At 43.7% G+C, this 26,125-nt stretch carries 19 protein-coding genes; 12 read left to right on the top strand and 7 right to left on the bottom strand.

Features of this window, described 5'->3' with window-relative positions; all coding sequences use genetic code 11:
• Positions 1-6 precede the first annotated feature (6 nt).
• From ACQKC9_RS02200 to carA, 6 genes are all read right to left on the bottom strand, one after another.
• The gene (locus ACQKC9_RS02200) at positions 7-1,275 is read right to left on the bottom strand and encodes a putative DNA modification/repair radical SAM protein (protein ID WP_427620335.1); all 1,269 of its coding nucleotides are present in this window, start codon (positions 1,273-1,275) and stop codon (positions 7-9) included.
• Between the two features lie 141 nt (positions 1,276-1,416).
• A complete protein-coding gene (locus ACQKC9_RS02195; protein WP_057760727.1) occupies positions 1,417-1,992 on the bottom strand; it encodes a hypothetical protein in 576 nt (191 codons plus the stop codon).
• Between the two features lie 206 nt (positions 1,993-2,198).
• Entirely contained in the window at positions 2,199-3,092 is an 894-nt protein-coding gene (locus tag ACQKC9_RS02190) for a hypothetical protein (protein ID WP_427620334.1), read from the bottom strand.
• A 484-nt stretch (positions 3,093-3,576) separates the two neighbouring features.
• Entirely contained in the window at positions 3,577-4,053 is a 477-nt protein-coding gene (gene greA / locus ACQKC9_RS02185; protein WP_057760725.1) for a transcription elongation factor GreA, read from the bottom strand.
• A gap of 330 nt (positions 4,054-4,383) precedes the next feature.
• Positions 4,384-7,647 (bottom strand): carbamoyl-phosphate synthase large subunit, encoded by a 3,264-nt coding sequence (gene carB / locus ACQKC9_RS02180; protein ID WP_102091162.1) that lies wholly within the window; start codon positions 7,645-7,647, stop codon positions 4,384-4,386.
• Positions 7,648-7,800: 153 nt separating this feature from the next.
• On the bottom strand, positions 7,801-9,042 hold the full coding sequence (gene carA / locus ACQKC9_RS02175; RefSeq protein WP_427620333.1) for a glutamine-hydrolyzing carbamoyl-phosphate synthase small subunit: 1,242 nt from the start codon (positions 9,040-9,042) through the stop codon (positions 7,801-7,803).
• Positions 9,043-9,544: 502 nt separating this feature from the next.
• On the opposite strand from carA, the gene ACQKC9_RS02170 reads away from it, so the two are divergent.
• The 4 genes from ACQKC9_RS02170 (at position 9,545) to ACQKC9_RS02155 (ending at position 12,508) form a co-directional block, all read left to right on the top strand.
• Complete coding sequence (locus ACQKC9_RS02170; protein WP_057760719.1) at positions 9,545-10,081, top strand: gamma carbonic anhydrase family protein; 537 nt, start codon at positions 9,545-9,547, stop codon at positions 10,079-10,081.
• Positions 10,082-10,240: 159 nt separating this feature from the next.
• Positions 10,241-10,942, top strand: a complete 702-nt coding sequence (locus ACQKC9_RS02165; RefSeq protein ID WP_427620332.1) for an HAD family hydrolase — start codon at positions 10,241-10,243, stop codon at positions 10,940-10,942.
• Between the two features lie 124 nt (positions 10,943-11,066).
• A protein-coding gene (gene prfB, locus ACQKC9_RS02160; RefSeq protein ID WP_197177230.1) for a peptide chain release factor 2 occupies positions 11,067-12,162 on the top strand; the annotation gives its coding sequence in 2 pieces (ribosomal slippage) (positions 11,067-11,138 and positions 11,140-12,162; 1,095 coding nt in all).
• 61 nt (positions 12,163-12,223) lie between these two features.
• Positions 12,224-12,508: a pyrimidine/purine nucleoside phosphorylase gene (locus ACQKC9_RS02155; RefSeq protein WP_057760713.1), complete on the top strand. Its 285-nt coding sequence runs from the start codon at positions 12,224-12,226 to the stop codon at positions 12,506-12,508.
• Positions 12,509-12,591: 83 nt separating this feature from the next.
• Here ACQKC9_RS02155 and ACQKC9_RS02150 read toward each other — a convergent pair whose 3' ends face one another.
• On the bottom strand, positions 12,592-13,044 hold the full coding sequence (locus tag ACQKC9_RS02150; protein WP_427620331.1) for a GNAT family N-acetyltransferase: 453 nt from the start codon (positions 13,042-13,044) through the stop codon (positions 12,592-12,594).
• Positions 13,045-13,224: 180 nt separating this feature from the next.
• On the opposite strand from ACQKC9_RS02150, the gene ACQKC9_RS02145 reads away from it, so the two are divergent.
• From ACQKC9_RS02145 to ACQKC9_RS02110, 8 genes are all read left to right on the top strand, one after another.
• Complete coding sequence (locus ACQKC9_RS02145) at positions 13,225-14,355, top strand: DNA topoisomerase IB (RefSeq protein ID WP_427620330.1); 1,131 nt, start codon at positions 13,225-13,227, stop codon at positions 14,353-14,355.
• 305 nt (positions 14,356-14,660) lie between these two features.
• Positions 14,661-16,376 carry an AMP-binding protein gene (locus ACQKC9_RS02140; protein ID WP_427620329.1) on the top strand — a complete coding sequence of 572 codons (1,716 nt, stop codon included), beginning with the start codon at positions 14,661-14,663 and terminating at the stop codon, positions 16,374-16,376.
• Positions 16,377-16,448: 72 nt separating this feature from the next.
• Positions 16,449-17,240 (top strand): SDR family NAD(P)-dependent oxidoreductase, encoded by a 792-nt coding sequence (locus tag ACQKC9_RS02135; RefSeq protein ID WP_427620328.1) that lies wholly within the window; start codon positions 16,449-16,451, stop codon positions 17,238-17,240.
• Between the two features lie 111 nt (positions 17,241-17,351).
• The gene (locus ACQKC9_RS02130) at positions 17,352-17,933 is read left to right on the top strand and encodes a L,D-transpeptidase family protein (protein ID WP_427620327.1); all 582 of its coding nucleotides are present in this window, start codon (positions 17,352-17,354) and stop codon (positions 17,931-17,933) included.
• A 309-nt stretch (positions 17,934-18,242) separates the two neighbouring features.
• Entirely contained in the window at positions 18,243-20,840 is a 2,598-nt protein-coding gene (gene clpB / locus ACQKC9_RS02125) for an ATP-dependent chaperone ClpB (protein WP_427620326.1), read from the top strand.
• Between the two features lie 207 nt (positions 20,841-21,047).
• Complete coding sequence (locus ACQKC9_RS02120; protein ID WP_427620325.1) at positions 21,048-22,313, top strand: PQQ-dependent sugar dehydrogenase; 1,266 nt, start codon at positions 21,048-21,050, stop codon at positions 22,311-22,313.
• Positions 22,314-22,513: 200 nt separating this feature from the next.
• On the top strand, positions 22,514-24,157 hold the full coding sequence (locus ACQKC9_RS02115) for a BCCT family transporter (protein WP_427611520.1): 1,644 nt from the start codon (positions 22,514-22,516) through the stop codon (positions 24,155-24,157).
• Between the two features lie 244 nt (positions 24,158-24,401).
• Positions 24,402-26,054, top strand: coding sequence for a BCCT family transporter (locus ACQKC9_RS02110; RefSeq protein ID WP_427620324.1), 1,653 nt, complete (start codon positions 24,402-24,404; stop codon positions 26,052-26,054).
• Positions 26,055-26,125 lie beyond the last annotated feature (71 nt).

The raw sequence follows: 26,125 nt of genomic DNA, 5'->3' as shown, positions 1-26,125 counted from the left end.
GCCATTCTAAAATAAAACCAACTGCCCAGTACGTTGATCGTTAAACTTGGTCTGCGTTTGAGCCAATACATACTGACGAAAATTATCGCGCGTTAAATGAGCAAGGTGTTCGTTTTTGCCAGTGGTTGCGATGAAGTATTTAGCACGGTTGACTGCAGCACCCATCTTTTTTAGATGGTATAGCGTCAATTGATTGAATTTACGTGCTTTGACGATTTTTTTAGCAGTCTTTGTACCGATACCTGGGATACGCACAATCATCTCATAAGTCGCTGTTTGAATATTGACTGGGAAATGCTCGCGATGGCGTATGGCCCAAGCAAGCTTTGGGTCGCAGTCTAAATCTAAAAATGGCGATTCTGGCTCCACAATTTCATGTGCACCAAAACCATAAAAGCGCATTAACCAATCTGCCTGATACAGACGATTCTCTCGTACCATCGGTACAGGCGTTCCAATCGCAGGCAAGCGATTATCAGAGAGCATAGGTACATAACCTGAGTAATAGACCCGCTTGAGATCATACGTTTTGTAAAAGTGACTCGACAGCTGAATCACCTGCAAGTCAGTCTCGTTACTCGCACCAACGATCATTTGGCTGGTCTGACCTGCTGGCGTGAACTTAGGCGCTTTTTTGTGGGTTTTGCGACTCTCACGGATAGTGATGATTTCTTCTTTTACTGTTTCCATCGGCGCTTTTAGTTGCTCGTGTGATTTTTCTGGTGCAAGTAAAGCCAGTCCTGATTTGGTTGGGATTTCAATATTGACACTCAAGCGATCTGCATATAGTCCTGCTTCGAGCAATAGTTCCTTTGACGCGCCAGGGATGGTCTTTAGATGAATATACCCATTAAAGCGCTCGCGAGTACGCAAGAGTTTGGCGACTTCGACTAGTCGCTCCATTGTATAGTCGCCACTTTTAAAGATACCAGAGCTAAGAAATAACCCTTCGATATAGTTACGGCGATAAAACTGCATGGTTAAGTCGACGACTTCTTCGACACTAAAAGCAGCGCGCGGCGTGTCATTGCTCTTGCGCGAGGTGCAATAAGCACAGTCGTAAATGCAGTGATTAGTCAAAAGAATCTTTAACAGGCTGACGCAGCGACCATCTTCGGTATAGCTGTGACAGATACCTGTTGCAGAGGCATCACCTAGTCCGCCGCCTTGGTTTTTGCGAGTACCAGCGGAGGATGAGCAGGAGACATCATACTTGGCAGCATCGGCCAAGATATTGAGTTTGCCCTGTAATCTTTCATAATTGATGTTTGCCATAAGTCGCGTTTTACCAATTAATTGATGAAGGACTATTTTACCAAAATTATCGCTAAGTCATTGTATTTATAGGTGAAGTTAGAATGATATACGACAACGGTTGTCGTCAAGAAAGTCTAGATTTTTAGATGTGATTTGAGTTTATATAAAAATTTTTTCAGCTAATAATCCAACCACCAATCCGCCAACGATACCTGCAATACCAAGCAATAGGAGAGGAATGGCTAGTATCGTGAGTATCTGTGCTTGGCTTTTTTGAATCTCAATAGAGTAGTGGTTTAAATCAATATCTGCCAATGGGATAGCGCCTCCTATCATTGCTTGAAATCTTGAGGTACTTGAACCTGGTACTAGCTTTAATTCGTAGTGACCCGCTTCCGCCTTAAAAGTAAAAAGCTCCATTCTTCCAGTATCAAAATTGTTTGAGCGCGGAGACAGTATCGAGCGATTAAGCTTAATTTCTTTATCAGTAGCGGTATTGAGAATATGTGTTCTAAACTGGGTCAGCGGCGTTTTTTTGAAGAGAGGGCCCTTGTGCCAGATTGCATAAATGCCTGATTTTGAGACAGTGAAACTACCTGCATTATCGTTATATGGTAGCGTCAATAATATGATGCCATTAAATGCATTGCTAAACAGTTTTATTGCTTTAAAAATAATAAATATGCCAATAAGAACAAGGATGAATAGAAATATTCTAATGGACAGGATGCTCATTATTCATCTTCCTTAGTGATATAGAGCTTAATAATAACGTGTTACAGCCAATACAACTACAAGGCTCATTTTTCAGATTAACAAAAGCTTATTTATATCATAATAAGTTAGCTATTTTCCAAAAAAGGTCTTATGGACTAAATACTTAGTCCATAAGACCTTTTATCAAATTCAATAGTTTTTAAGTTTCAAACTCAGAATTATTTTTACTGAACCTTGGCACGTATGACGACAGTCTTGGCCGCATTGGCGTCAAAGTTCACCAAGTTCCATTTTAGACCAGAGTAGTTTTCTTGGACAACCACCGTATTGCCAACCTGCTGAATGGTTTGATAGCTGTCACCGCCAGTGGTAGCAAGCGTCGGCAGAGGACTATTCAACGAGACTAACTGGACGCCACTTGGTAATGAGATCATTGCATTGATATCATTGACTGGCTGTGCCGTGGTATTGGTATAAGTGGTGTGATACTCGATCACATCACCAGGGGCAATATGATTGGCAGGAACGGCAACTTCACGTCCATCAGCATTTTTTAGAATTTTCATGACTTTGGTGTTGGCATTGACCACGCCAGGCGTACTAAAAGTCGGGGTCAGTTGCAACGTATCCAAAGTTGTGGTCGTGGTCGTTACTTGATTGGTCACTGGCTGCTGCATAATCACTGGCGGGGTGACATTGGTTGCAACAGGTAGTACTTGCGTCACGCTGCTGGCAGGCGTGGTAATCACATCTACTTTAGTGACTTTATTGGTAATAGAGTTAGTCACTGGTACGCTAGTAACGGTCGTCGTACCTTGGACAACAGGAGACTGGCGCACGACATAGTGTGGCACAGTGGTCACCTGAGTTACCGCGTACGGCATGCCATCTTGCATGGTGATACCGTTTGGCGTCGCAGTAATCGTAGCAGTTTTGCCATCAGAGTATTGCTCGACCACCGTGGTGCTACCGCTCGCAGATGAGCTAATGGAAATCTCAGGGGCAGCATTGGCTGATGATGTGGCCAATACGATACCTGCTAGCAATGCAGACATAGCTGAATTTTTTGCCATAGTCGTTTTAGTAGTTAATGCTTGAAAACCATTGTTCGTAATCATAAAAGACTCCTCAAAAATAATAGTAAGTAATACAACAATAGATAATGCTTAGATAAACAAAACCCCCGCTAAATGACACCGAAAAATATGCCAAATAACGAGGGTAGTAGTGCTGATATTAGCCTATGTGTGCGATTAGACCATCATTATTTTTAGTAAAGGCGCCGCAATACTAACTTGGATAAAAGCTATTCAATCTTAACTATTTCTTATTGAATAAACTTAATATTGAAGCTGTTGTGCACTCAAACTCAAATAATTATGCGCCAAAACAAATCATGGATAAAAGCAGCATTGTGTAACCGAAACGGTATAAATGCTATCTATGTGTAGTACAGCTTTCATCTATGAAATTGAACGGCTAAGTAGTCAGTCGCAATCATTGTCATAGAAGCTACTATCTAAAAGTCATTTCTCAAACTGTCTATCTTTGAGAACATCAAATTTATAGATTAGAACGCAGTGTAGCTATTAAGTGTCGCTATTAGTCGTATATAACTTTCATGACTTCATATTCAACCACGCCTTTTGGCGTTTCGATGCGTACTTCGTCACCTTCGAATTTACCAATCAAACCACGAGCGATTGGTGAGTTGACTGAGATTTTGCCAGCTTTAAAGTCAGCTTCATCGTCGCCAACGATTTTGTACTGTTTTTCTTCTTCGGTGTCCATGTTTTCAATCACGACGCTGACGCCAAACACGATACGGCCTTCTTTTGGCAGTGTCGAAGGATCGATGACTTGAGCGCCACCAAGCTTGGCTTCGATATCACGGATACGTGCTTCACAAAAACCTTGTTGCTCGCGGGCAGCATGGTATTCAGCATTTTCTTTCAAATCGCCGTGTTCGCGTGCTTCAGCAATCGATGCTGTGATGCGTGGACGGTCGACACTTTTTAGCTGTTTTAATTCGGCTTCTAGAGCCGCGTGTCCTTGCGGAGTCATTGGGTAACGTTGCATGTTTTTTCCTTAAACCAATAACACCACACCACCTCATAATGAGATGGTGTCAGTGTTGTTGCAATGGATATAAAATATAAAAGAGTGATAATTAAGACGATGTAATGAATAAGTTGGCCATCATTTATGAGTGTATATCATCTCAATTCAAGCATAGGCGCACTTAAGCTTACGTAATAAAAAGCATAGTCGCAATTTAGCCACTATGCTTTTTAGGTCTATCACGGTAAAGGTATCGTTCCTCAAGCATGGTTGGCTATATTTAAAGCAAACAACGATACTTGAGTGAGCTTTTAGGCAAGCCTAACGGTTATGCTTAATCTACTGAAATTATTCAGCCACGTCAATAGACTTTGCTTGCTCATGCAAATCTTGTAACTTATAGACATCAAACGGTAAGTCAATCGCGTAAGATTTGCAGACGGCATCAGCGGCACCTAACGTGGTGACGTAGAATACTTTTCCTTGTAGCGCACTGCGGCGAATAGAGAACGAATCCTCTTGTGCTTGCTTACCTTCAGTCGTATTGATGATAAGGTCGATTTTGCCATTTTTCAAGGCATCAACGATATGCGGACGACCCTCAGTAACCTTGTTGATTTGTTGACTTTCGATACCAGCGTCGCTCAGTACTTTTTGCGTGCCAGTGGTCGAGACAATCTTAAAGCCAAAGTCTGCAAGTTGACGAGCAATCGGAGCGATTTGGGCTTTGTCGCTGTCACGAACTGAGATAAAGACGGTTTTTGTCTCGCCTTCAGTAGGCAAGCCTGGCAGACGCTCATTACTACCGATAATGGCCTTGTAGAATGCTTCGCCAAAGGTTTTGCCCACGCCCATAACTTCGCCCGTTGATTTCATCTCAGGGCTCAAGATTGGGTCAACACCTGGGAACTTAGCAAATGGGAATACCGCTTCTTTGACCGCATAGAATGCTGGGACAATCTCAGTAGTAAAGCCTTGGTCTTTAAGCGAAGTGCCAGCCATACAGCGAGCCGCAACCTGTGCTAACGAAGTACCGATACACTTAGAGACGAACGGTACTGTACGTGCAGCACGTGGGTTCACTTCTAGGATATATACGGTTTCGCCTTTTACCGCGAACTGTACGTTCATTAGACCGATAACGCCTAGCTCTTTTGCCATAGCGACCGTCTGTGCGCGCATCACGTCACATAGCTCTTTAGACAGTGAGTATGGTGGTAGTGAGCATGCTGAGTCACCTGAGTGAACGCCAGCCTGTTCGATATGTTGCATGATACCGCCGATAACGACATCAGTACCATCACATACACAGTCTACGTCGACTTCGATAGCATCATCTAAGAAACGATCTAGTAGGACAGGCGCTTCGTTCGATGCTTGTACCGCAGTACGTAGGTAATGTCTTAGCTCGTCTTCGTTATAGACGATTTCCATCGCGCGGCCACCTAATACATAAGATGGACGTACAACCAATGGATAGCCTACATCTTTTGCTTTCACCAAGCCGTCTTCTAAGCTAGTTGCTAGTGCGTTTGATGGCTGTACTAGGTTTAGCTGCTGAATCATATGCTGGAAGCGTTCACGATCTTCGGCACGGTCAATTGCATCTGGGCTAGTACCGATGATTTTAACGCCTGCTGACTCTAGTGCACGAGCAAGTTTCAATGGCGTTTGACCACCGAACTGTACGATCACGCCATCAGGGTTTTCGATACGAACGATCTCTAGCACGTCTTCTAACGTGATTGGCTCAAAGTATAGACGGTCAGAAGTGTCATAATCGGTTGAAACCGTTTCAGGGTTACAGTTGACCATGATGGTCTCGTAACCATCTTCACGCATGGCAAGCGCTGCATGCACACAGCAGTAATCAAATTCAATACCTTGGCCGATACGGTTAGGACCGCCACCGATAACCATGATTTTCTTTTTGTCTGTTGGGTTTGCTTCACATTCGCTATCGTACGTCGAGTACATATAGGCCGTACTAGTAGCAAACTCTGCGGCACAGGTATCGACACGCTTATAGACTGGATAGACGTTTAGATCCCAACGCTTTTTGCGAAGTTGCTTTTGTGAAATACCAAGCAGTTTAGCCAAACGCAAATCTGACAAACCTTTACGTTTAAAGCTACGTAGATTTTTCTCGTTCAATCCACCAAAGCCAAGTGATTTTACGGTAGCTTCTGTTTTAACGATGTCTTCGATCTGTACCAAGAACCATGGGTCAATCTTGGTAAAGTTAAACACTTCATCGACACTCATACCGACGCGGAATGCATCAGCAACGTAGTAGATACGCTCAGGTGTTGGAATGGTTAGGCGGTTAATGATTTCGCTACGCGCTTTTTCGGCGCTCACTTTTGACAAGTCAATTTGCTCATCAAAACCATCTGCACCTGTTTCCATGCCGCGCAATGCTTTTTGCATCGACTCTTGGAAGTTACGACCAATCGCCATCACTTCACCGACCGATTTCATCTGAGTCGACAGGATATTGTCTGCTTGCGGGAATTTTTCGAAGTTGAAACGAGGTATCTTAGTCACGACATAATCAAGCGCAGGCTCAAAGCTGGCTGGCGTTTTGCCACCAGTGATGTCATTTTGCAATTCATCTAGGGTATAACCAATCGCCAGTTTTGCTGCGATTTTGGCAATCGGGAAGCCAGTGGCTTTTGAGGCTAGGGCAGACGAGCGTGATACGCGTGGGTTCATCTCGATGACGACCATGCGACCTGTATCAGGGTTGATACCGAACTGTACGTTTGAGCCGCCAGTTTCTACACCAATTTCACGCAGTACTGCCAATGAAGCATTACGCATGATTTGGTATTCTTTGTCCGTCAAAGTCTGCGCAGGTGCAACCGTGATTGAGTCGCCTGTATGCACACCCATTGGATCAAAGTTTTCGATGGCGCAGATGATGATGCAGTTGTCGTTTTTGTCACGAACCACTTCCATCTCGTATTCTTTCCAACCAATCAATGACTCATCGATAAGCAATTGATGGTTAGGAGACAAGTCAAAACCGCGCTCGCAGATTTCAATGAACTCATCGCGGTTATAAGCGATACCACCGCCTGAACCACCCATCGTGAATGATGGACGAATGATACATGGATAGCCCATTTTTTCTTGAGTAGCAAACGCTTCTTCCATGGTTTCAGCCGTTTCAGCGCGAGGGCACTCAAGGCCGATACGCTTCATGGCTTTATCAAACAAGTTGCGATCTTCTGCCATCTCGATTGAGTCTTTGGTCGCGCCAATCAATTCACAGTTATACTTGGTCAATACGCCGTGCTTGTCTAGCTCTAGCGCACAGTTTAGTGCTGTCTGTCCGCCCATCGTTGGCAAGATTGCATCTGGACGTTCTTTGGCAATGATTTGCTCAACGGTTTGCCAAGTAATCGGCTCGATATAGGTCGCGTCAGCCATGACAGGGTCAGTCATGATGGTCGCAGGGTTTGAGTTGACCAAGATGACGCGGTAGCCTTCTTCTTTTAGTGCTTTACACGCCTGTGCGCCTGAATAGTCAAACTCACATGCTTGGCCGATGACGATAGGGCCTGCGCCAATGATAAGAATGCTTTTTATGTCGGTACGTTTTGGCATAGTTAGAGCTACCTTCGTTTGGGTGATAATTTGAGTAATCTTTATTTTTGATAACGCTTATGGCGTTTTATACTTGCAGTGCTTTATTTAGCGACGCTTGAACCGCTATGGACGATTAAAGCGTTTACTTATTATGTAGTTATAAACAACCGTTTACGCTTGGGCCGTTTTAGACTGCTCCATCATATCCGCAAACTTATCAAACAATGGCGCGCAGTCATGTGGACCAGGGCTGGCTTCTGGGTGACCTTGGAAGCTAAATACAGGCTTGTTGGTCAGCTCGATACCTTGGTTGGTACCATCAAATAGTGAGCGATGAGTAGATTTAACGTTGTCAGGTAACGTGTCTTCATCAACCGCAAAACCATGGTTCTGACTGGTAATCATAACCGTGCCAGTCGCCAAATCTTGTACTGGATGGTTGGCACCATGATGGCCAGTTTTCATCTTGATAGTATTTGCACCGCTAGCCAAACCAATCAGCTGATGGCCTAAGCAGATGCCAAACGTTGGCACGTCAGTTTGCTCAATGATATGACGTACCGCATCGATAGCATAATCACAAGCTGCAGGATCGCCAGGGCCGTTTGATAAGAAGATGCCATCTGGGTTCATTGCTAGCACGTCTGCGATAGGGGTCTGTGCTGGTACAACCGTCACGTGACAACCGCGGTCGACGAGCATGCGCAGGATGTTGGTTTTGCTACCGAAGTCATAAGCGACGACGTTGTATTTAGAATCGATATGAGTGCCGAGTTGTTTAAAGAAGCCGCCAGTACCGCTATCATGACTACCAAGGATATCACGGTTGAGTAGGGTGTCTGATAAGTCCCAAGTGCCTGCTGTCCATTCGAAGTTCTCTTTAGTACAGCATTCTTTTGCCAAGTCCATGCCCTTTAGACCTGCAAAGCCTTTCGCTAACTCAATCGCTTTTTGCTCATCGTCGTTGCTGATAGTCTCGCCGTTTGAGGCAGTCATGATACAGCCGTTCTGTGCACCTTTATCACGTAATAGACGTGTTAGCTGACGGGTATCAATTTCAGCGATAGCCACTGTCTCATTACGCTGTAAATAGTCGCTGAGTGACTCAGAGTTACGGAAGTTAGAGGTTGCCATGGTGGCATCACGGATGATAAGACCGTCTGCCCATACTTTGTGGCCATTACCAGATTCTGTGTCCTCGCTATTGGTGCCTGTATTACCGATATGAGGGTAAGTCAAAGTCACCAGCTGGCGGGCATAACTTGGATCGGTTAGGATTTCTTGATACCCTGTCATGGCTGTGTTAAATACCACTTCACCAATACGATGACCTAGGCTGCCGATACTGACACCGCGAAAGATTGTACCGTCTGCTAGTGCCAAAATTGCTTGTATTTCTGCCGATGAATTCAAGGATTGCCTCCGCTGTTATTGGTGAGTGCCATCATGTTTTGTTGGACTAAAATTGCTCCGTATCCTTTTATTTACGGCATTTGACTGTTGTCATATAAAAGTAAAAAAAGGGCGATACACAAAAATTTTCCACAAAAAAGCGAGAAGACATTATTGATGAAAACTACAAAACCCACTAGATAGTGAATAGGTAACTTGCATCATGTCCGCTCGCTTAGGCACAGATTTTGCGTATTATATACAAAATAGACGGTTATAGCTAGCCGATTTACTGGATTAATAGTCATTTCATGGCTAATAACAAGGACTTTATAAATATATTCACTTTATGAAATAGCCTAAGCAGATATAAGCTGCCTTTTCTTTTGTCAGATTCGACATCGAGCGTATATTAATAGCGCTGGATTTTCGCAGTTGGCTTTGCCACAATGGACAGCGCAGCGCTAGACCCAATTTTTATGATCATTTGTTATAACAATAATGAAGATGACAAGGAGTCGTTATGATTTATCAGTATTTAGATAAAACCCCAGAGTTTGCCGCACCGTTCAACGGTTGGGTAGCAGACTCAGCGCAAGTGATGGGTGATGTATATTTAGGCCATCAAGCCAATATTTGGTTCGGTGCAGTGATACGCGGTGACAACGATCGTATTCATATCGGTGACTATAGTAATGTGCAAGAAAACAGTGTGATTCATACTGATGCAGGTATCAAAGTTACTATTGGTAATTACGTGACTATCGGTCATCTGGCTATGCTACATGGCTGTGAAGTCGGTGATAATAGCTTGATTGGCATTGGCGCTGTGGTGCTCAATAATGTCAAAATCGGTAAAAACTGTCTGATAGGGGCGAAAGCCTTGATTACTGAAGGTCAGGTTATTCCTGATAACTCGCTAGTGATGGGCGCGCCTGCAAAAGTGGTCAAGACGCTGACCGATGAGCAAGCAGCGATGCTAAAAATGTCAGCGCTACATTATGCTGAGCGTTGCCAGAAATTCAAAACAGGCTTAACAGAAATAGCGATGCCTGACTAAAGGTAAATAGTCTAAGCAATTCCAAATGGTTAAATTATAAGGTACGAGCTATATCTAATTGATGTGCTATTTAGGTGGCACGCTCAGCCTTAGTAGATAACTGTACCCAATTTTATTAAACGATTCATATTTTTTCGCAACCAACGATAAGGTCTCACCATGCAGGCAAATCAAGCAAAAACACAACAAAAACAACTGGCATTATTTGATTTAGATCATACCTTACTTGATGTCGATAGCGATTATCTCTGGGGTGAGTATATCGTAAAGCATGACCTTGTCGATGAGGCGCAGTACCGCACTGCCAACCAGAAATTTTATAATGACTATATCGAAGGCACGCTAGACGCGACAGAGTATAATGAATTCGTTGCGCAGTTTTTAAGCAGTCTGCCGCTTGATAGACTTGATGAGCTAAGAGAAGACTATATCAAAAGCGAAATCGAGCCACATATTCGCCCAAAAGCGATGGAAGCATTGTGTCAGCACATTGAGCAAGGGCACGATGTGGTGATTATTTCTGCGACCAATGATTTTGTAGTATCCGCCATTGCCAAGCGTTTTGGTATTGAAGCTGCCAATGTATTGGCAACGCCGCTCGAGATCAAAGACAATCGCTATACAGGCAAGCTAACTGATAGACCAAACTTCCAAGCGGGCAAAATATACCATTTGGATAAATGGCTGAATAAACAGCAAGCCTCTGGCATCACGTTTGAAAAGACGTACGCGTATTCAGATTCCAAAAATGATATTCCGTTACTCGAATGGGCTGATGTGGCCGTTTGCGTATCACCTGACGATGCGCTACACGCACATGCCTTGGCCCATCGCTGGGCAGTAGAAGATTGGTCGATCTAGATTATTTAATCCAGTAATAGTAGCAACATTGGCATCAGCGATAATTAGCGAACCATTTAGTATCAATCTCATTTAAAATAGCGCCACATGCGTTATTTATTTTATTAGAAAAACAGGAATATTTATGGAAATCAATCCGTATCAAGAGCAAATTAAAGATTTATCAGAGCGTGGGCAGGACTTGCGGAGGTATCTTTGACTTCGATGGTAAGCAAGAACGCTTAGAAGAAGTCAATTTGGAGTTAGAAAACCCAGAGCTATGGAACGATCCAGAGCGTGCGACCAAGATTAACAAAGAAAAAAGCCATCTTGATGGTGTCATTGATGTAGTGGTCTCTCTTGAAACTACGCTAGAAGATGCATCTGCTATGCTAGAGCTGGCGGTAGAGGAAGACGATGAGTCATTGCTCGCCGATGTGCAGACTGAGCTGGACAATGCTGAAAAACGTGTGGCTGACCTAGAGTTCCGCCGTATGTTCAGCGGTGAGATGGATCCAAACAACTGCTACTTAGATATTCAGTCGGGTAGTGGTGGTACTGAAGCGCAAGATTGGGCAGAGATGCTACTTCGCATGTATACACGCTGGGCAGAAGCACATGGCTTCAAAGTAGACGTGATTGAAGTGTCGTCTGGTAGTGTGGCTGGTATTAAGTCGGCAACGATTGAGATCAAAGGCGACTATGCGTTTGGTTGGTTGCGTACCGAGATTGGCGTTCACCGTTTAGTGCGTAAATCACCATTTGATAGTAATAATGGTCGTCATACCTCGTTTGCTGCGGTGTTTGTCTCGCCTGAAATCGATGACAACGTCGAGATTGATATCAATCCAGCAGATTTGCGTATCGATACCTATCGCTCATCTGGGGCTGGTGGTCAGCACGTAAACACGACAGATTCTGCGGTACGTATTACTCATGAACCATCGGGCGTAGTAGTGACCTGTCAGAATGAGCGTAGTCAACATGGTAACAAGGCCACGGCGATGAAGATGCTACGTGCTAAGCTCTATGAGCTAGAAATGCAAAAACGTATGGAATCACAGCAAGCAGTTGAAGATGGTAAATCTGATGTCGGCTGGGGCAGTCAAATTCGCTCGTACGTGCTTGATGACTCACGTATCAAAGACTTGCGTACCGGTGTTGAGACCTTTAACACGGGTGCTGTGCTAGATGGTGACCTTGATCAGTTTATTGAAGCGAGTCTAAAAGCAGGATTGTAAGCAGCAGTTTTAAACAAGCAGCCGTTTTAAAATAGTAACCAATATTTAATTAAGGAAAATTATGCCAAGCGTTAATAATTATTTTGATGATAAAGTGACTTCTATTGCTTTTCAAACGGCAACCAAGCCTGCAACTGTCGGCGTCATGGAAATTGGTGAATATGAGTTTGGCACTAGTGAATTCGAAACCATGAGTGTGGTAAGTGGCGCATTGACCGTAAAATTACCAGAGAGTGATGAGTGGCAAACGTTTAACGCTGGCGAGCAGTTTACCGTTGAAGCCAATCAAAAGTTCCAAGTAAAAGTAGACGTCGAAACCGCTTATCTATGTGTATATGGTAAATAACGACTTCTAAGTTATAGCAGTATCAAAACGAAAAACGCCAAGTATTTTATGCTTGGCGTTTTTTATTTCTGAACTATAAAAAACTATAAGTTTTTACGGTACTGCACCATGTCCGTTAAGCTTGCGACTTTGTCATACAGTTGGCGTGCATCAGCATTACTTTCTTGAGTTTTCCAATAAACGTGATTACAGCCTTTTTCATCAGCAAAGTTGTATACCGCTTCAATTAATGCCCGTCCGATACCCTTTCCACGTACAGACTCATTGACATAGAGATCTTGTAGATAACAACATGCCGTACTACTCCAAGTCGTTGGATGTATTACTACATGAGTAAAACCTACCAAAATATCATCCTTCCACGCCCCAATTCCATAGGTAGCGACGTCATTATTTATCAAGTTGCGCCATGTTGTATCAATCGTGCTCATTGGCAAACTGGTCTCATAAAATGTTAGATAGTCTTGCCACAATATCAACCAAAAGTCATAGTCGGCTTTAGAGAGTGGTGCTATTGTGATAGAAGTGTTTTTCATTGTGTTTTACTCAACTTAAGTTTTGATAGCCATTAAATTATGACCTAAAATTCAATGGTTGAGAACCCTGCCATTCGCTTACTTTTACACAGCATTACACTTTGTCTGTGCCAAATAAACAGCAAAAACTACCGTCATTAATTATGCTAAAACCATGAATTCTCAAAGGTATACAGGTTTATGACAAAGGCAAAATTACAGACTAGCCAGCAGACAATGACCAAAGATGTGCGTCATGATTACGAGCATCTCGCACGCCGTGCTAATTTGCGTTATGTGAGTGACGATGAGCCAGGCTACGAGCGTAGACGTTGGGGTCGCGGCTTTACTTATCGTGATGCAACGGGCAACACGGTCAAAGACAAAGCATTGCGTCAGCGTTTTGATGCATTGGTGATACCGCCCATGTGGTCAGAGGTCTGGATATGTCAAGATGAAAGAGGTCATCTGCAATCAACAGGGCGAGACGAAAAATCTCGCAAACAGTACTTGTATCATCCGTCATGGAACAACATCCGTGACCAAGCAAAGTTTGATGCGATGATAGGGTTTGCAGAGGCATTGCCCAATCTACGCGCGCAGGTGGAGATAGATTTGGAAGCAGAGTCGTTGTCACGCACCAATGTGCTTGCTGCCGTCGTTAAATTGCTAGAAACAACATTGATTCGTATTGGTAATAGCCGCTACGCCAAGCAAAATAAAAGCTATGGTCTGAGTACGCTACGCAGCAAGCATGTCAGTGAAACCGACAATGGACTGGCGTTTGATTTCGTCGGCAAAAGTGCAAAAGAGCATCATATTGAGCTACAAGACGAGCGCTTGATTGACATCGTACAAGCGTGTTCTGAATTACCTGGCTATCAGATATTCAAATATCTAGATGACAATGGGCACAAACAAGTCGTCGACAGTAGCGATATCAATGACTACTTACGCATGCATACGTGCGGTATGGACTGTGAAAGCAAGCTATATAGCGCAAAGGATTTTCGTACATGGATGGCAAGTGTACTCGCAGCAAGCTACCTTTATGACGAACTACAAACGACGGCAGGCGCTAACATACTAGCCAGTGCGCCAGAAAGCGCTGAGCGACAGCAATTAGTCACTGATATGGTAGAAAGTGTGGCAGCAGAGCTAGGCAACACGCCGACCGTATGCCGTGCCTCTTATATTCATCCCATTGTCATTGAGCGTTTTTTGGCAGGGCAATTTTTTGAGGCTTACAAACAAGCGCGCCGTGGTCGAACCAAAAAATACCAAAGCTGTGAAGAAAAAGCATTATTAGGGTTTTTAAGAGCTGATGTTTAAGTGTGAGGTTGTAGATAATAATATTGAGGTGTTAATTCTTTAATAGGAAATTGAAAATATGTGGCAGTACTTTGGCTATTGTAGGTGTCTTTGCAGATTTATGGTGAACTAATGATAATTAGTTATAGATTATCTCTACTTCTATAAAATAAAAATGATACGTTATGTATTGAAATAAACGTAAAAATGCGTTACTAATAGAGCATGATAAATACGAACCTATGAAACGGTCTATAGGATGTGACCGTTTTTTCAATCATAAATACCATTTTGCCAGTTACCTGCTATTGCTAAAGGATTAGCTTATGAACACCGTCTCTCAAACTCCTACGAATATTGATACAGATACTACCGTCACACCAAAAAACTATACCGATTACTATAATAATTTTGATATGAATACACTGCTGTCAGAAATATTTGGCGAGCATGTGGATGATCGACTAAATGCTTATATGGCTTGCTGTGGTCGTCATGTACGTGACGGTCGGGCTGACAATACTGCGTTAGTACACGAAGACACGACAGGCAATGTAACGCGCATGACTTTTGGTGAGCTTGACAAAGCGAGTGCACAAATTGCTAACTTATTACAGTCGTATGGGGTACAAGCGGGCGACAAGGTAGCGACCATGCTACCGCGCACGCCAGAGCTTCTTACTGTTGTATTGGCGACGTGGCGCATCGGCGCGGTATATCAGCCGCTATTTACTGCTTTTGGCTATGATTCAATCAAATATCGGATGGACAAAGCCGATACCAAAGTCGTTTTTACTAACCTAGAAAATCGCAGCAAGTTTGAAGATTTGGCTGAGCAAACCAAAATGGTATTGGTCGGCAGTATAAAAGATGCTCAGACATGGGGTGACGATCATTATAGCCAGTCTATGGCAGCACAGCTGCAAACGTTTGAACCTATGATGCTTGATACGGACGCGCCATTCTTGCAAATGTTTACCTCAGGTACGGTTGGTAAATCAAAAGGCGTCAGCGTTCCATTGGCTGCGTTACCTGCTTTCTATTTATATATGCGTTATGCCATCGACCTACGCGAAGATGATCAGTACTGGAACATGGCAGATCCAGGCTGGGCGTATGGCTTGTACTATGCCATCACAGGGCCGCTGCTACTGGGTATCACCACTTATTTTAATGAAGCAGGATTTGATGCGAATAATACGCGTGAGTTTATGGTGCGTCACAAGATTACCAATTTGGCCTCTTCACCGACGGCATTTCGAATGATGAAATCTAGCGGCGTATTTGATAGTGTTAATGAAGGCGCTCATAACGATACTAATACTAAGCTGTCTTTACGCTGTGCCAACTCGGCAGGCGAGACATTGAATACAGAAGTGGTCAACTGGGTTGAAACCTATTTGGCGTGCCAAGTCAAAGACCAATATGGCCAAACAGAGACTGGCATGACTTGCTGTGCACATCATGCACTGGCGCATGACTGTCCTGTTGGCTCGATGGGTATGGCGCTCCCAGGTCATACGCTAGTTGTACTAGATGATGATATGAATGTACTGCCGGATGGTGAGCAAGGGCAGCTAGCAGTCGTGGTCAGTCAGTCACCTGCGTTTTATTTCCGTGGCTATAGCTGGAATGAAAAACAAGCCTTTGTAGATGACTACTATCTGACAGGCGACGTGGTTGAGCGTCATAGTGACGGCAGCTACTGGTTCTCAGGCCGTGATGATGACATCATTATTACCGCAGGTTATCGCGTAGGGCCTACTGATGTCGAAAACACTGTGTTAGAGCATGACGCAGTGGCAGAGTCTGCGGCAGTAGGCGTGCCAGACGAAGTGCGCGGTCACACTATTAAGTCTTATGTGGTACTAAAAGATGGTATCGAAGGCAGTGAGCAAATCGCCAAAGAAATCCAAGAGCTGGTACGCAAACGGCTATCCACTCATGCGTATCCGCGTGAGGTCGAGTTTGTGACAGAATTACCAAAAACGCCGAGTGGTAAGATTCAACGCTTTTTGCTGCGTAGTCTGTCTGCTGCATAAATAATTTGGTAAAGCATTCATAAATTCAGTAGAAAAATATCTAATAAGAAGCAAAAATTTAAAGGAATAATCATGCAAGTTAAAGAAAGCAGCTTTTTGGTTACAGGTGGTGCATCAGGTTTGGGAGAGTCAGTGGCTCGGGCGATTGTGGGTCAAGGTGGCAACGTCGTCATCGCTGATTTAAATGAATCTGCTGGGCAAGCATTGGTCGCTGAGTTGGGTGATGGCGCACGTTTTGTGCGCTGTGATATTACTAACGGTGATGAAGTGCAATCAGCGGTTGAAATGGCAGAATCAGCTTTTGGCGGCCTACAAGGTTCAATCAACTGTGCTGGTATCGTAGTGGTACAAAAACTGCTAGATCGTGATAACAATCCGGCAGACCTTGAGGCATTTAGCCGCGGGGTCAATATCAATCTGGTCGGTTCATTTAACGTCGCTCGTTTGGTCGCTGCTAGCATTGCCAAGCGCATAGCGAATGATAGCAATGCAGGCGACCATGTAGAGAAGAATGTAGATCAAGGTGTTATTATTAATACAGCCTCTATCGCCGCCTTTGACGGTCAAGTAGGTCAAGCCAGCTATTCTTCGTCCAAGGCAGGCGTGGTTGGTCTGACCTTGCCACTTGCTCGCGAGCTGGCACGTCATGGCATCCGCGTGATGACTATCGCACCAGGTGTCTTTGCTACGCCGATGATGGACAGTATTCCTGAAAAGGCACGCGAACAGTTAGAAGCAGGCGTGCCATATCCTAAACGTTTGGGCGATCCCAATGAGTTTGCCAAATTGGTGACTCATATCATCGATAATGCTTATCTAAATGGTGAAGTTATTCGCTTAGATGGTGCGATTCGCATGGTGTAACAGTCTCGTGAGTGATTCATCACTTTAGCACAAAACGTATCTACAGAATCTGGCATAGTACTTTGATACATATGATTAATGACAAAAAATTAATTATGGGAATCAAAGCCTATGCTATTTTTTTATAAAAAATCTTACCCATCAAATGAGCAGCGTATGCCTTGGCTGCCTATTACTATTGTTCTTAGTCTTGCTGCCATTGTCAGCACCAGCGCTATTGCTTATGTCAAAAGCACCTCAAAACCCAAGAATCCCATTCCTCCTTCTATAGTGATTGATCGAGTCTTCGTCGATAAATCAGACCGTATCTTAAAACTGATGAGCGATGGTAAAGCCATTAAGTCGTATCGTATTGCGCTAGGGGACAGTCCATCAGGTCACAAGCAACAAGAAGGCGACCAGCGTACGCCCGTTGGGGTCTATACATTAGATTATAAGAATGAAAATTCCATTGCCCATCGTTCTATTCATATCAGCTATCCCAATACTGCTGACAAAGCATATGCTAAAAAACTAGGAGTCAGTGCAGGCGGTAATATCATGATTCACGGGCAAATGAACGGCTTTGGGTATTTGGCATTGTTTAATCAACGACGTGATTGGACAGATGGCTGTATCGCTGTTGCCAATGATGAGATGGATGAAATTATGGCAGCGGTGATACTTGGTACTTTTATCGAAATCGTGGAGTAGCATAGTCGTATTATGATTGGGTCTATGCTCAATAAGTGCATTGCTTATTACCGTATTCAACAGAGACTTCTCTTTAACTTACATCAATAAAATGGCGTAACTTATCTACTAACTACCTTTAATTGATATTAATAGGTGATTTAAATATTATTAATAATTAATATCATTGTTTTAAGTAAGGTTTTATTTGGTGATCGTCTTGAAATAGGTGTATATATACCTTATATAAGTGACAGATAACAGTAGGCACTAGACTAAGATAACCCTTAGAGGTGCTACTGAGAATACCAATTATAAAAGGATATAGACATGAGATTTGAGAAGTTTACTCAAAAATTGCAGTCCGCCATTCAAGAAGCACAGAGCCTAGCGTTAGGTCGCGATCATACAGGTATCGATCCTGTGCATTTGCTTGCCGTGTTGCTACAAGATGAATCTAATTTATCCATCTGCCAACAAGCAGGTGCTTCTATTCCAGCGCTAAAAAATGGCGTTGCTAAAGCATTGGATAATCAAGCAACGATTTCGGAGCCGACAGGTGACGTCAATCTAAACCCAAATTCGGTCAAAATCTTGAACTTGGCAGATCGTCAGGCGCAAAAAGAAGGCGATGATTTTATTGCGACGGAATGGGTCATATTGGCACTTGCTGAGCAGGGCGAAACCAAAAAGATATTTGAAAGTGCCGGCGTAACGGCAAGCAAGTTAAAAGCTGTAATTGAGCAGCTGCGTGGCGATGATACGGTGAATAACCAAAACGCAGAAGGTCAGCGTGATGCACTCAACAAATATACGATCAACCTGACTGAACAAGCGGAGCTTGGCAAGCTAGATCCAGTCATTGGCCGTGATGAAGAGATTCGCCGTACCATTCAGGTGCTATCACGCCGTACCAAAAACAACCCTGTACTCATCGGCGAGCCGGGCGTTGGTAAGACGGCTATCGTTGAAGGCTTGGCGCAAAAAATCATCAATGGTGACGTGCCAGAAGGTCTGCGCCGTAAAGAAGTGCTGTCGTTAGACTTAGGCGCACTGATTGCAGGGGCGAAATTCCGCGGTGAGTTTGAAGAGCGTCTCAAAAGCGTATTGAGTGATTTGGCCAAACAAGAAGGCAACGTTATATTGTTCATAGATGAGCTGCACACCATGGTTGGTGCGGGTAAATCTGAAGGTGCGATGGATGCAGGCAATATGCTAAAACCTGCATTGGCACGCGGTGAACTGCATTGTGTCGGAGCGACGACGCTGGATGAGTACCGTAAATACATCGAAAAAGATGCCGCACTTGAGCGTCGTTTCCAGAAAGTACTGGTCGATGAACCAACGGTCGAAGACACCATTGCGATATTACGGGGTCTAAAAGAGCGTTACGAGCTGCATCATGGTGTCGATATTCAAGACAGTGCTATTATCGCTGCTGCGCGTATGAGTCATCGCTACATCACTGATCGTAAGTTACCAGATAAGGCGATTGATTTAATTGATGAAGCGGCCAGTCGTCTGCGCATGGAGATGGACAGTAAACCTGAATCATTAGGTAAGCTCGATAGTCGCTTGATTCAGCTAAAAATGCAGCGTGAAGTGCTCAAAAATGAAGAAGACGCTGGCGCGCAAGCCGAGCGTAAAGTGCTCGATGCACAAATAGCAGAATTAGAAAAAGAATATGCTGATCTCAATGAGGTTTGGCAGGCAGAGAAAGCACTGGTCAAAGGCAGTCAACAGCTAAAAGACGAGCTAGATAAAGCACGTATTGCGTATGACAAAGCTAGCCGTGAAGGCGATTATGAGACCATGAGTAAGCTGCAATACGAAACCATTCCGCAGTTAGAACGACGTATTCATGAGTCTGACTTGGCTGAGCAAAAAGAGCAGACAGGTGAAGGTAGCGGTGTGAAATTGCTGCGTAATAAGGTGACAGACAATGAAATCGCCGAAGTGGTTGCGGCCGCGACTGGTATTCCAGTCAGCAAAATGATGCAAGGCGAGCGTGATAAGATGATCGCAATGGAAGAAAAGCTCCATGAGCGTGTCATCGGTCAAAACGAAGCGGTCGAATCGGTGGCCAATGCGGTACGTCGTAGCCGTGCAGGCTTATCTGATCCCAATCGTCCTTCTGGTTCGTTTTTATTCTTAGGACCTACTGGTGTTGGTAAGACCGAGCTGACCAAATCACTAGCAAACTTCTTGTTTGACTCTGAAGATGCGATTGTACGTATCGACATGAGTGAATATATGGAAAAACACAGTGTCAGCCGTCTCGTCGGGGCACCTCCAGGGTATGTTGGCTATGAAGAAGGCGGTACGTTGACTGAAGCGGTACGTCGTAAGCCGTATAGCGTCATATTGTTCGATGAAGTAGAGAAGGCGCATCCTGATGTGTTCAACATCTTGCTGCAAGTATTGGACGATGGTCGTCTAACCGACTCACAAGGTCGTGTCGTTGATTTCAAGAATACTGTGATTATCATGACCAGTAACTTGGGTTCGCATAAGATTCAAGAAATGGTTGGCGAAAGCTACGAGGATATCAAAGCGGAAGTAATGGATTCTGTTGGGCAGCATTTCCGTCCAGAGTTCGTCAACCGTATTGACGAAATCGTAGTCTTCCATCCGCTTGGTATGTCGCAGATGGCAGGTATTGCAGATATTCAATTGGATCGCTTGCGTCAGCGTATCCAAGAGCGTGAGATGGATATTGAGCTGTCAGCAGATGCGATGAATAAATTGGTTGCTGTAGGTTATGACCCTGTTTATGGTGCCCGTCCTTTAAAGCGTGCCATTCAACAAGAGATCGAAAACCCATTGTCATTGAAGCTATTGGCAGGTGATTTTGTCGCTGGTGATATTATCAAAGTCGATGTAGGTGTCGATGACAAGCTAACTTTTGATAAGCTTAGAATGAGCTAATCGTATTGGCTTTGACGTCTTTATAACCCAACTGTACGCTTAAAATAAACCCCTTATCTACAATCGTAGGTAAGGGGTTTTTATTTATAAGGCGCGTTTTACGTTACTGTTTTTTTACCATTTCAATATCTCTTAAGTCTCAGGACTATGCTATAACTAAATCAAAGACTAATAGTATCAGTATCAACTGAACGGAGAAACAGAACGATGACAGCCCATATTGAACGTATAAATATACCTTTAGCCTCGCCGCTAATTATTGCAGCATTGCTATTTAGCACTGCCGCATGCTCTAACCCTTCTACAGTAAGTCCTAGTAATAATAAAAGCACTGCAACAGAGTCTAAGGAAGTTTCCAGTTCAGATAACGATGCTCAAACCACCACACAAACAGAGACTAGCAAGCCTGACTTTACCACTAAAGCAATCGCTACCTTTGATGAGCCCTGGGCTATGACAGCGTTACCTATTGCAGATAGCAAAGCGCCAAAATTACTGGTGACACAAAAAACAGGTGAGCTATTTATCGTAGGTACAGCGACTGGCAATAAGACCAAAATTGAAGGCGTTCCTACAGTCGCTTACGGTGGTCAAGGCGGCTTAGGAGATATCATCGTGGCTCCGGATTTTGCGACGTCCAATACCATCTATCTTAGTTATGCGGAAGCAGGAACAGGAAATGATAGTAATAAATTTGGCGCTAAAGTAATCAAGGCGACACTCTCAGGATTAGAGACAGCCACACCTACGTTGCAAGATATCACGCCCATCTGGCAACAGACTCCGAAAGTTACGGGGCAAGGACATTATAGTCATCGCCTGCTGTTTTCGCCCGACGGCCGCTATCTATATATCAGCTCAGGCGAGCGTCAAGACAAAGACCCAGCACAAGACATGAATGGTAATTTGGGTAAGATAATACGGTTGAGTCCTGATGGTAACACCCCGACAGACAATCCGTTTACTGATAATGAGTTAACCAAACAGTTTTGGACCATCGGACATCGCAATGTGCTTGGTATGGCATTTGACGATAGTGGACAGCTTTGGGCGCACGAAATGGGACCAAAAGGCGGCGATGAATTTAATATTATTGAGAAGGGTAACAACTATGGCTGGCCAGTGGTATCCAATGGACGCAATTATTCAGGTTTAGATATTCCTGACCATGACACAAAGCCAGAGTTTGCGGCACCCAAAATTACTTGGACACCTGTCATATCACCATCTGCTGTGAGCATTTATGCGGCTGGTACTCACAATGACTTTCCTAGCTGGCAGGGCAATGCGCTTATCAGTGGCTTGTCATCTAAAGCGCTTGTCGTAGTGGGCATAAGTGAAGACAATACCGCGGCTGAGCGTTACCGCTATGACATGGGTGAGCGTGTACGCAGTGTGCTAGCAGTAGACGGGCAAGTGTGGACACTTGAAGACGGTAATGATGCACAATTACTCAGATTATTGCCCAAATAACATCGAAACAATATTGAAAAAACATCGAAACAGCATCGAATTAAGGACGTATTTACCTGCCTATATATTTAATTATTTTAATAAAACTATTCAATTCTTTTAGAGTAAATTAATAGTTTTATCAAGTTTTATTTTGTAATAGATTGATAGTTAAGACCTATTTTGTTAAGGTAACGTTCCTTGAAATTTGAGACTTGCACATGGAAGAAGTAAAAGTAGGCAGATTAGGACCTTTTCCGCGGGTAAGTAAACCTGTGTTTATTACATCATCACTGCTGATTATTGGCTTTATTATTTTCGGTGCGTTTTTCACCGAAACAGCAGGGGCTGTTTTTAGTTTTTTACAAAATTTTATTACCGATAAGTTTGGTTGGCTATTCATTATTCTAGTTAATACCGCGCTCGCGCTTTGTATCTACTTGGCAATGAGTCGCTATGGTGACATTCGACTAGGTAACCAAACAGAACGACCGCAGTACAATCTGTTCTCTTGGATTGGCATGCTCTTCTCTGCAGGTATTGGTATTGGTCTGGTTTATTGGGGTACAGCAGAGCCGCTGTATCACTTTATGGCACCACCAATGGGCGATGCAGAGACAGTAGAAGCCGCCAAGCAAGCGATGAATATCTCATTTATGCATTGGGGTCTACACGCTTGGGCGATTTATACGATTGTAGCGCTATCTTTAGCGTACTTCCATTTCCGTCGCGGGCTACCATTATCGATTCGATCTACTTTGTATCCTTTACTTGGTAAAAAGATCTATGGTCGTTGGGGACACACGGTCGATATCTTAGCTGTGTTTGGTACGATGTTTGGTGTGGTTACCTCGCTTGGACTTGGGGTTATGCAGATCAACTCTGGACTCGAAAAGCTGTTTGGTACGCCTAACAGTCTTACCGTACAGTTTGGCTTGATCGCTTTCATCACAGCGCTAGCGGCAGCTTCAGTCTTGATGGGTTTGGATAAAGGTATTAAGCGTTTAAGTGATATCAATATTGGTTTCACTATCGTCTTATTAGCGTTTATGGTCATCTTAGGACCAACGCTATTTATCTTTGATAGTTTTATCGAAAACATCGGCAACTATCTGACTGTGATTGTACCTCTAGGTACATGGGGTGAGTCTTATAGCGGTACAGATTGGCAAAGTAGTTGGACGATATTTTATTGGGCATGGTGGGTTAGCTGGGCACCATTCGTTGGTATCTTTATCGCTCGTATCTCTCGTGGCCGTACTATTCGTGAGTTTACGCTTGGTGTACTACTGATTCCCATGCTGATTTTGTTCTTTTGGTTTACCACCTTTGGCGGCGTTGCTGTTCATATGGAGCTTGCTTCTGCTGTGTCAGGTGTTAGCCCAGGATTGGTAGAAGCAGTACAAGCGGATTCTGGTAGCGCCATCTTTAAACTGGTTGAATACTACCCATTGGCAAAACCGATTACGCTACTGATTGTCGTTATGATTATGCTATGGTTTGTGACCTCGTCAGATTCTGCTAGCTTTGTCATCGATATGTTGACTGCTGGTGGCGATACCAACCCACCGAAAATCCAACGCTTATTTTGGGCGACGACAGAAGGTGTTATCGCGGCTATCTTGCTAGCGGCTGGTGGACTGTCTGCTCTACAGGCGGCAGCGATCGTAGCAGGACTACCGTTTGCCCTAGTAGTCTTTGTCATGATGTATGCGCTACTTCGTGGTTTGAGTCGTGATCGTCTGATTCTATACAGAGCGCAGCAAGGCTTTATTACAGATGAATCAGCAGACCATAACTCAGCGAATGAGTTCGTCGATGAGCATCTGTTAAAAGGGCCACCTAAGATTGTTAAAGGTGACTAAGAAGTAGATAGCATTAAGACAGCTACTTAAGCTTTTGATAGAAGAAGCCCCAATTTATTTTTAAATTGGGGCTTCTTTATTGGGTAAAGATATTTGAATTTATTCAGGGAAAATTCAGATTGTTGAAATATTATTGCTGCAATGTTACTACGATTTCTATACATTCGGCAGTATTTACATGGTGTTATATTTAGTGATTCGTTCATACCTTGGTATGGTTACGCTCTTTTTTGGGGATATACCTATGGATCATGTAAAAGTTGGCAGGTTAGGCCCTTTCCCGCGGGTAAGTAAACCTGTTTTTTTAACTTCAGCATTACTGATTATTACATTTATTGTTCTTGGTGTTTTTTTTACTGAATCTGCCGGTACGTTGTTCAGTTTTTTACAAGGCTTTATTACCGATAAATTTGGTTGGTTTTTCATTATTCTCGTTAATGTGGCCTTAGGACTTTGTGTTTATTTGTCTATGAGCCGTTATGGCGATATTCGCCTTGGTGCTCAAACTGAGACACCACAGTACAGTCTATTCTCGTGGATCGGCATGCTGTTCTCTGCTGGTATTGGTATTGGACTTGTCTACTGGGGTACAGCAGAGCCCTTATATCATTTTATGGCACCGCCACTTGGTGAAAAGGAAACGATAGAAGCCGCCAAGCAGGCGATGAATATTACCTTTTTACATTGGGGCTTACATGCTTGGGCATTGTACGCGATTGTAGCGCTATCTTTAGCCTATTTCCATTTTCGCCGTGGCTTGCCACTATCGATTCGCTCAACCCTTTATCCTATATTGGGTAAAAAAATATATGGCTCGTGGGGTCATGCCGTTGATATCTTAGCCGTATTCGGTACGATGTTTGGTGTGGTGACGTCACTTGGTCTTGGGGTTATGCAAATTAATTCAGGGCTTGAGAAATTATTTGGTATTCCTAATAACCTTACAATACAAATCGCTCTGATTGCTTTTGTTACTGCTTTAGCCGCCTGTTCTGTCATGATGGGTTTGGATAAGGGTATCAAGCGTCTAAGCGATGTGAACATTGGTCTAACGGCTATTTTGCTTGGTTTTATGGTCGTCTTAGGGCCGACGCTTTTCATTTTTGATAGCTTCCTAGAAAATATCGGCAACTATCTTTCAGTGGTTGTGCCATTAGGTCTGTGGGGTGAGTCTTATGAAGGTGAGGCAAACTGGCAGTCAGCATGGACGATATTTTATTGGGCATGGTGGGTAAGTTGGGCACCATTTGTCGGCGTGTTTATTGCTCGTATCAGCCGTGGTCGTACGATTAGAGAGTTCGTACTTGGGGTATTGCTTATCCCTATGACCATATTGTTCTTTTGGTTTTCAACTTTCGGCGGCGTTGCTATCCATATGGAGCTGCTCGCTGCTATTGATCCAGCGTTGGTTAGTCCTGGACTGGTTAAGGCGGTACAAACAGATTTTGGTAGTGCCATTTTTAAATTGGTTGAGTACTATCCATTGGCGCAACCCATCACATTTATGATTGTGATTATGATTGTATTGTGGTTTGTGACCTCATCAGATTCAGCAAGTTTTGTCATTGATATGCTGACCGCAGGTGGTGATACTAATCCGCCAAAGATTCAACGTTTATTTTGGGCAAGCACTGAAGGCGTTATTGCTGCTGTTTTGTTAGCTGCTGGTGGATTGAGCGCGTTACAAGCAGCCGCTATCGTAGCAGGATTGCCATTTGCCTTGGTTATATTTGCCATGATGTATGCGCTACTGCGTGGTTTGAGCCGCGATCGACTGATACTATATAGAGCACAGCAGCATTATATTACTGAAGAATCAGCAGATCATAACTCGGCAGATGAATTTGCTGACGAGCACCTACTAAAAGGGCCACCTAAGATTGTTAAAGGTGACTAAAAGTAGGTAAAAGTAAGATAGCTACTCAAGCTTTTGATAGAAGAAGCCCCAATTTATTTTTAAGTTGGGGC

It is taken from the genome of Psychrobacter sp. NPDC078409 (genome assembly GCF_050268505.1).
Lineage (GTDB): Bacteria > Pseudomonadota > Gammaproteobacteria > Pseudomonadales > Moraxellaceae > Psychrobacter.
This window is presented reverse-complemented; position numbering and strand designations above follow the sequence as displayed.

Bases quoted from the DNA above. Each gene is read 5' to 3' on its own strand.
- ACQKC9_RS02155 (WP_057760713.1), top strand. From the start codon at position 12,224: ATGCCAAGCGTTAATAATTATTTTGATGATAAAGTGACTTCTATTGCT.
- clpB (WP_427620326.1), top strand. From the start codon at position 18,243: ATGAGATTTGAGAAGTTTACTCAAAAATTGCAGTCCGCCATTCAAGAA.
- ACQKC9_RS02190 (WP_427620334.1), bottom strand. From the start codon at position 3,092: ATGATTACGAACAATGGTTTTCAAGCATTAACTACTAAAACGACTATG.
- ACQKC9_RS02200 (WP_427620335.1), bottom strand. From the start codon at position 1,275: ATGGCAAACATCAATTATGAAAGATTACAGGGCAAACTCAATATCTTG.
- ACQKC9_RS02195 (WP_057760727.1), bottom strand. From the start codon at position 1,992: ATGAGCATCCTGTCCATTAGAATATTTCTATTCATCCTTGTTCTTATT.
- ACQKC9_RS02170 (WP_057760719.1), top strand. From the start codon at position 9,545: ATGATTTATCAGTATTTAGATAAAACCCCAGAGTTTGCCGCACCGTTC.
- ACQKC9_RS02130 (WP_427620327.1), top strand. From the start codon at position 17,352: ATGCTATTTTTTTATAAAAAATCTTACCCATCAAATGAGCAGCGTATG.
- ACQKC9_RS02165 (WP_427620332.1), top strand. From the start codon at position 10,241: ATGCAGGCAAATCAAGCAAAAACACAACAAAAACAACTGGCATTATTT.
- ACQKC9_RS02120 (WP_427620325.1), top strand. From the start codon at position 21,048: ATGACAGCCCATATTGAACGTATAAATATACCTTTAGCCTCGCCGCTA.
- ACQKC9_RS02115 (WP_427611520.1), top strand. From the start codon at position 22,514: ATGGAAGAAGTAAAAGTAGGCAGATTAGGACCTTTTCCGCGGGTAAGT.
- carB (WP_102091162.1), bottom strand. From the start codon at position 7,647: ATGCCAAAACGTACCGACATAAAAAGCATTCTTATCATTGGCGCAGGC.
- ACQKC9_RS02150 (WP_427620331.1), bottom strand. From the start codon at position 13,044: ATGAAAAACACTTCTATCACAATAGCACCACTCTCTAAAGCCGACTAT.
- greA (WP_057760725.1), bottom strand. From the start codon at position 4,053: ATGCAACGTTACCCAATGACTCCGCAAGGACACGCGGCTCTAGAAGCC.
- ACQKC9_RS02135 (WP_427620328.1), top strand. From the start codon at position 16,449: ATGCAAGTTAAAGAAAGCAGCTTTTTGGTTACAGGTGGTGCATCAGGT.
- ACQKC9_RS02145 (WP_427620330.1), top strand. From the start codon at position 13,225: ATGACAAAGGCAAAATTACAGACTAGCCAGCAGACAATGACCAAAGAT.
- ACQKC9_RS02110 (WP_427620324.1), top strand. From the start codon at position 24,402: ATGGATCATGTAAAAGTTGGCAGGTTAGGCCCTTTCCCGCGGGTAAGT.
- ACQKC9_RS02140 (WP_427620329.1), top strand. From the start codon at position 14,661: ATGAACACCGTCTCTCAAACTCCTACGAATATTGATACAGATACTACC.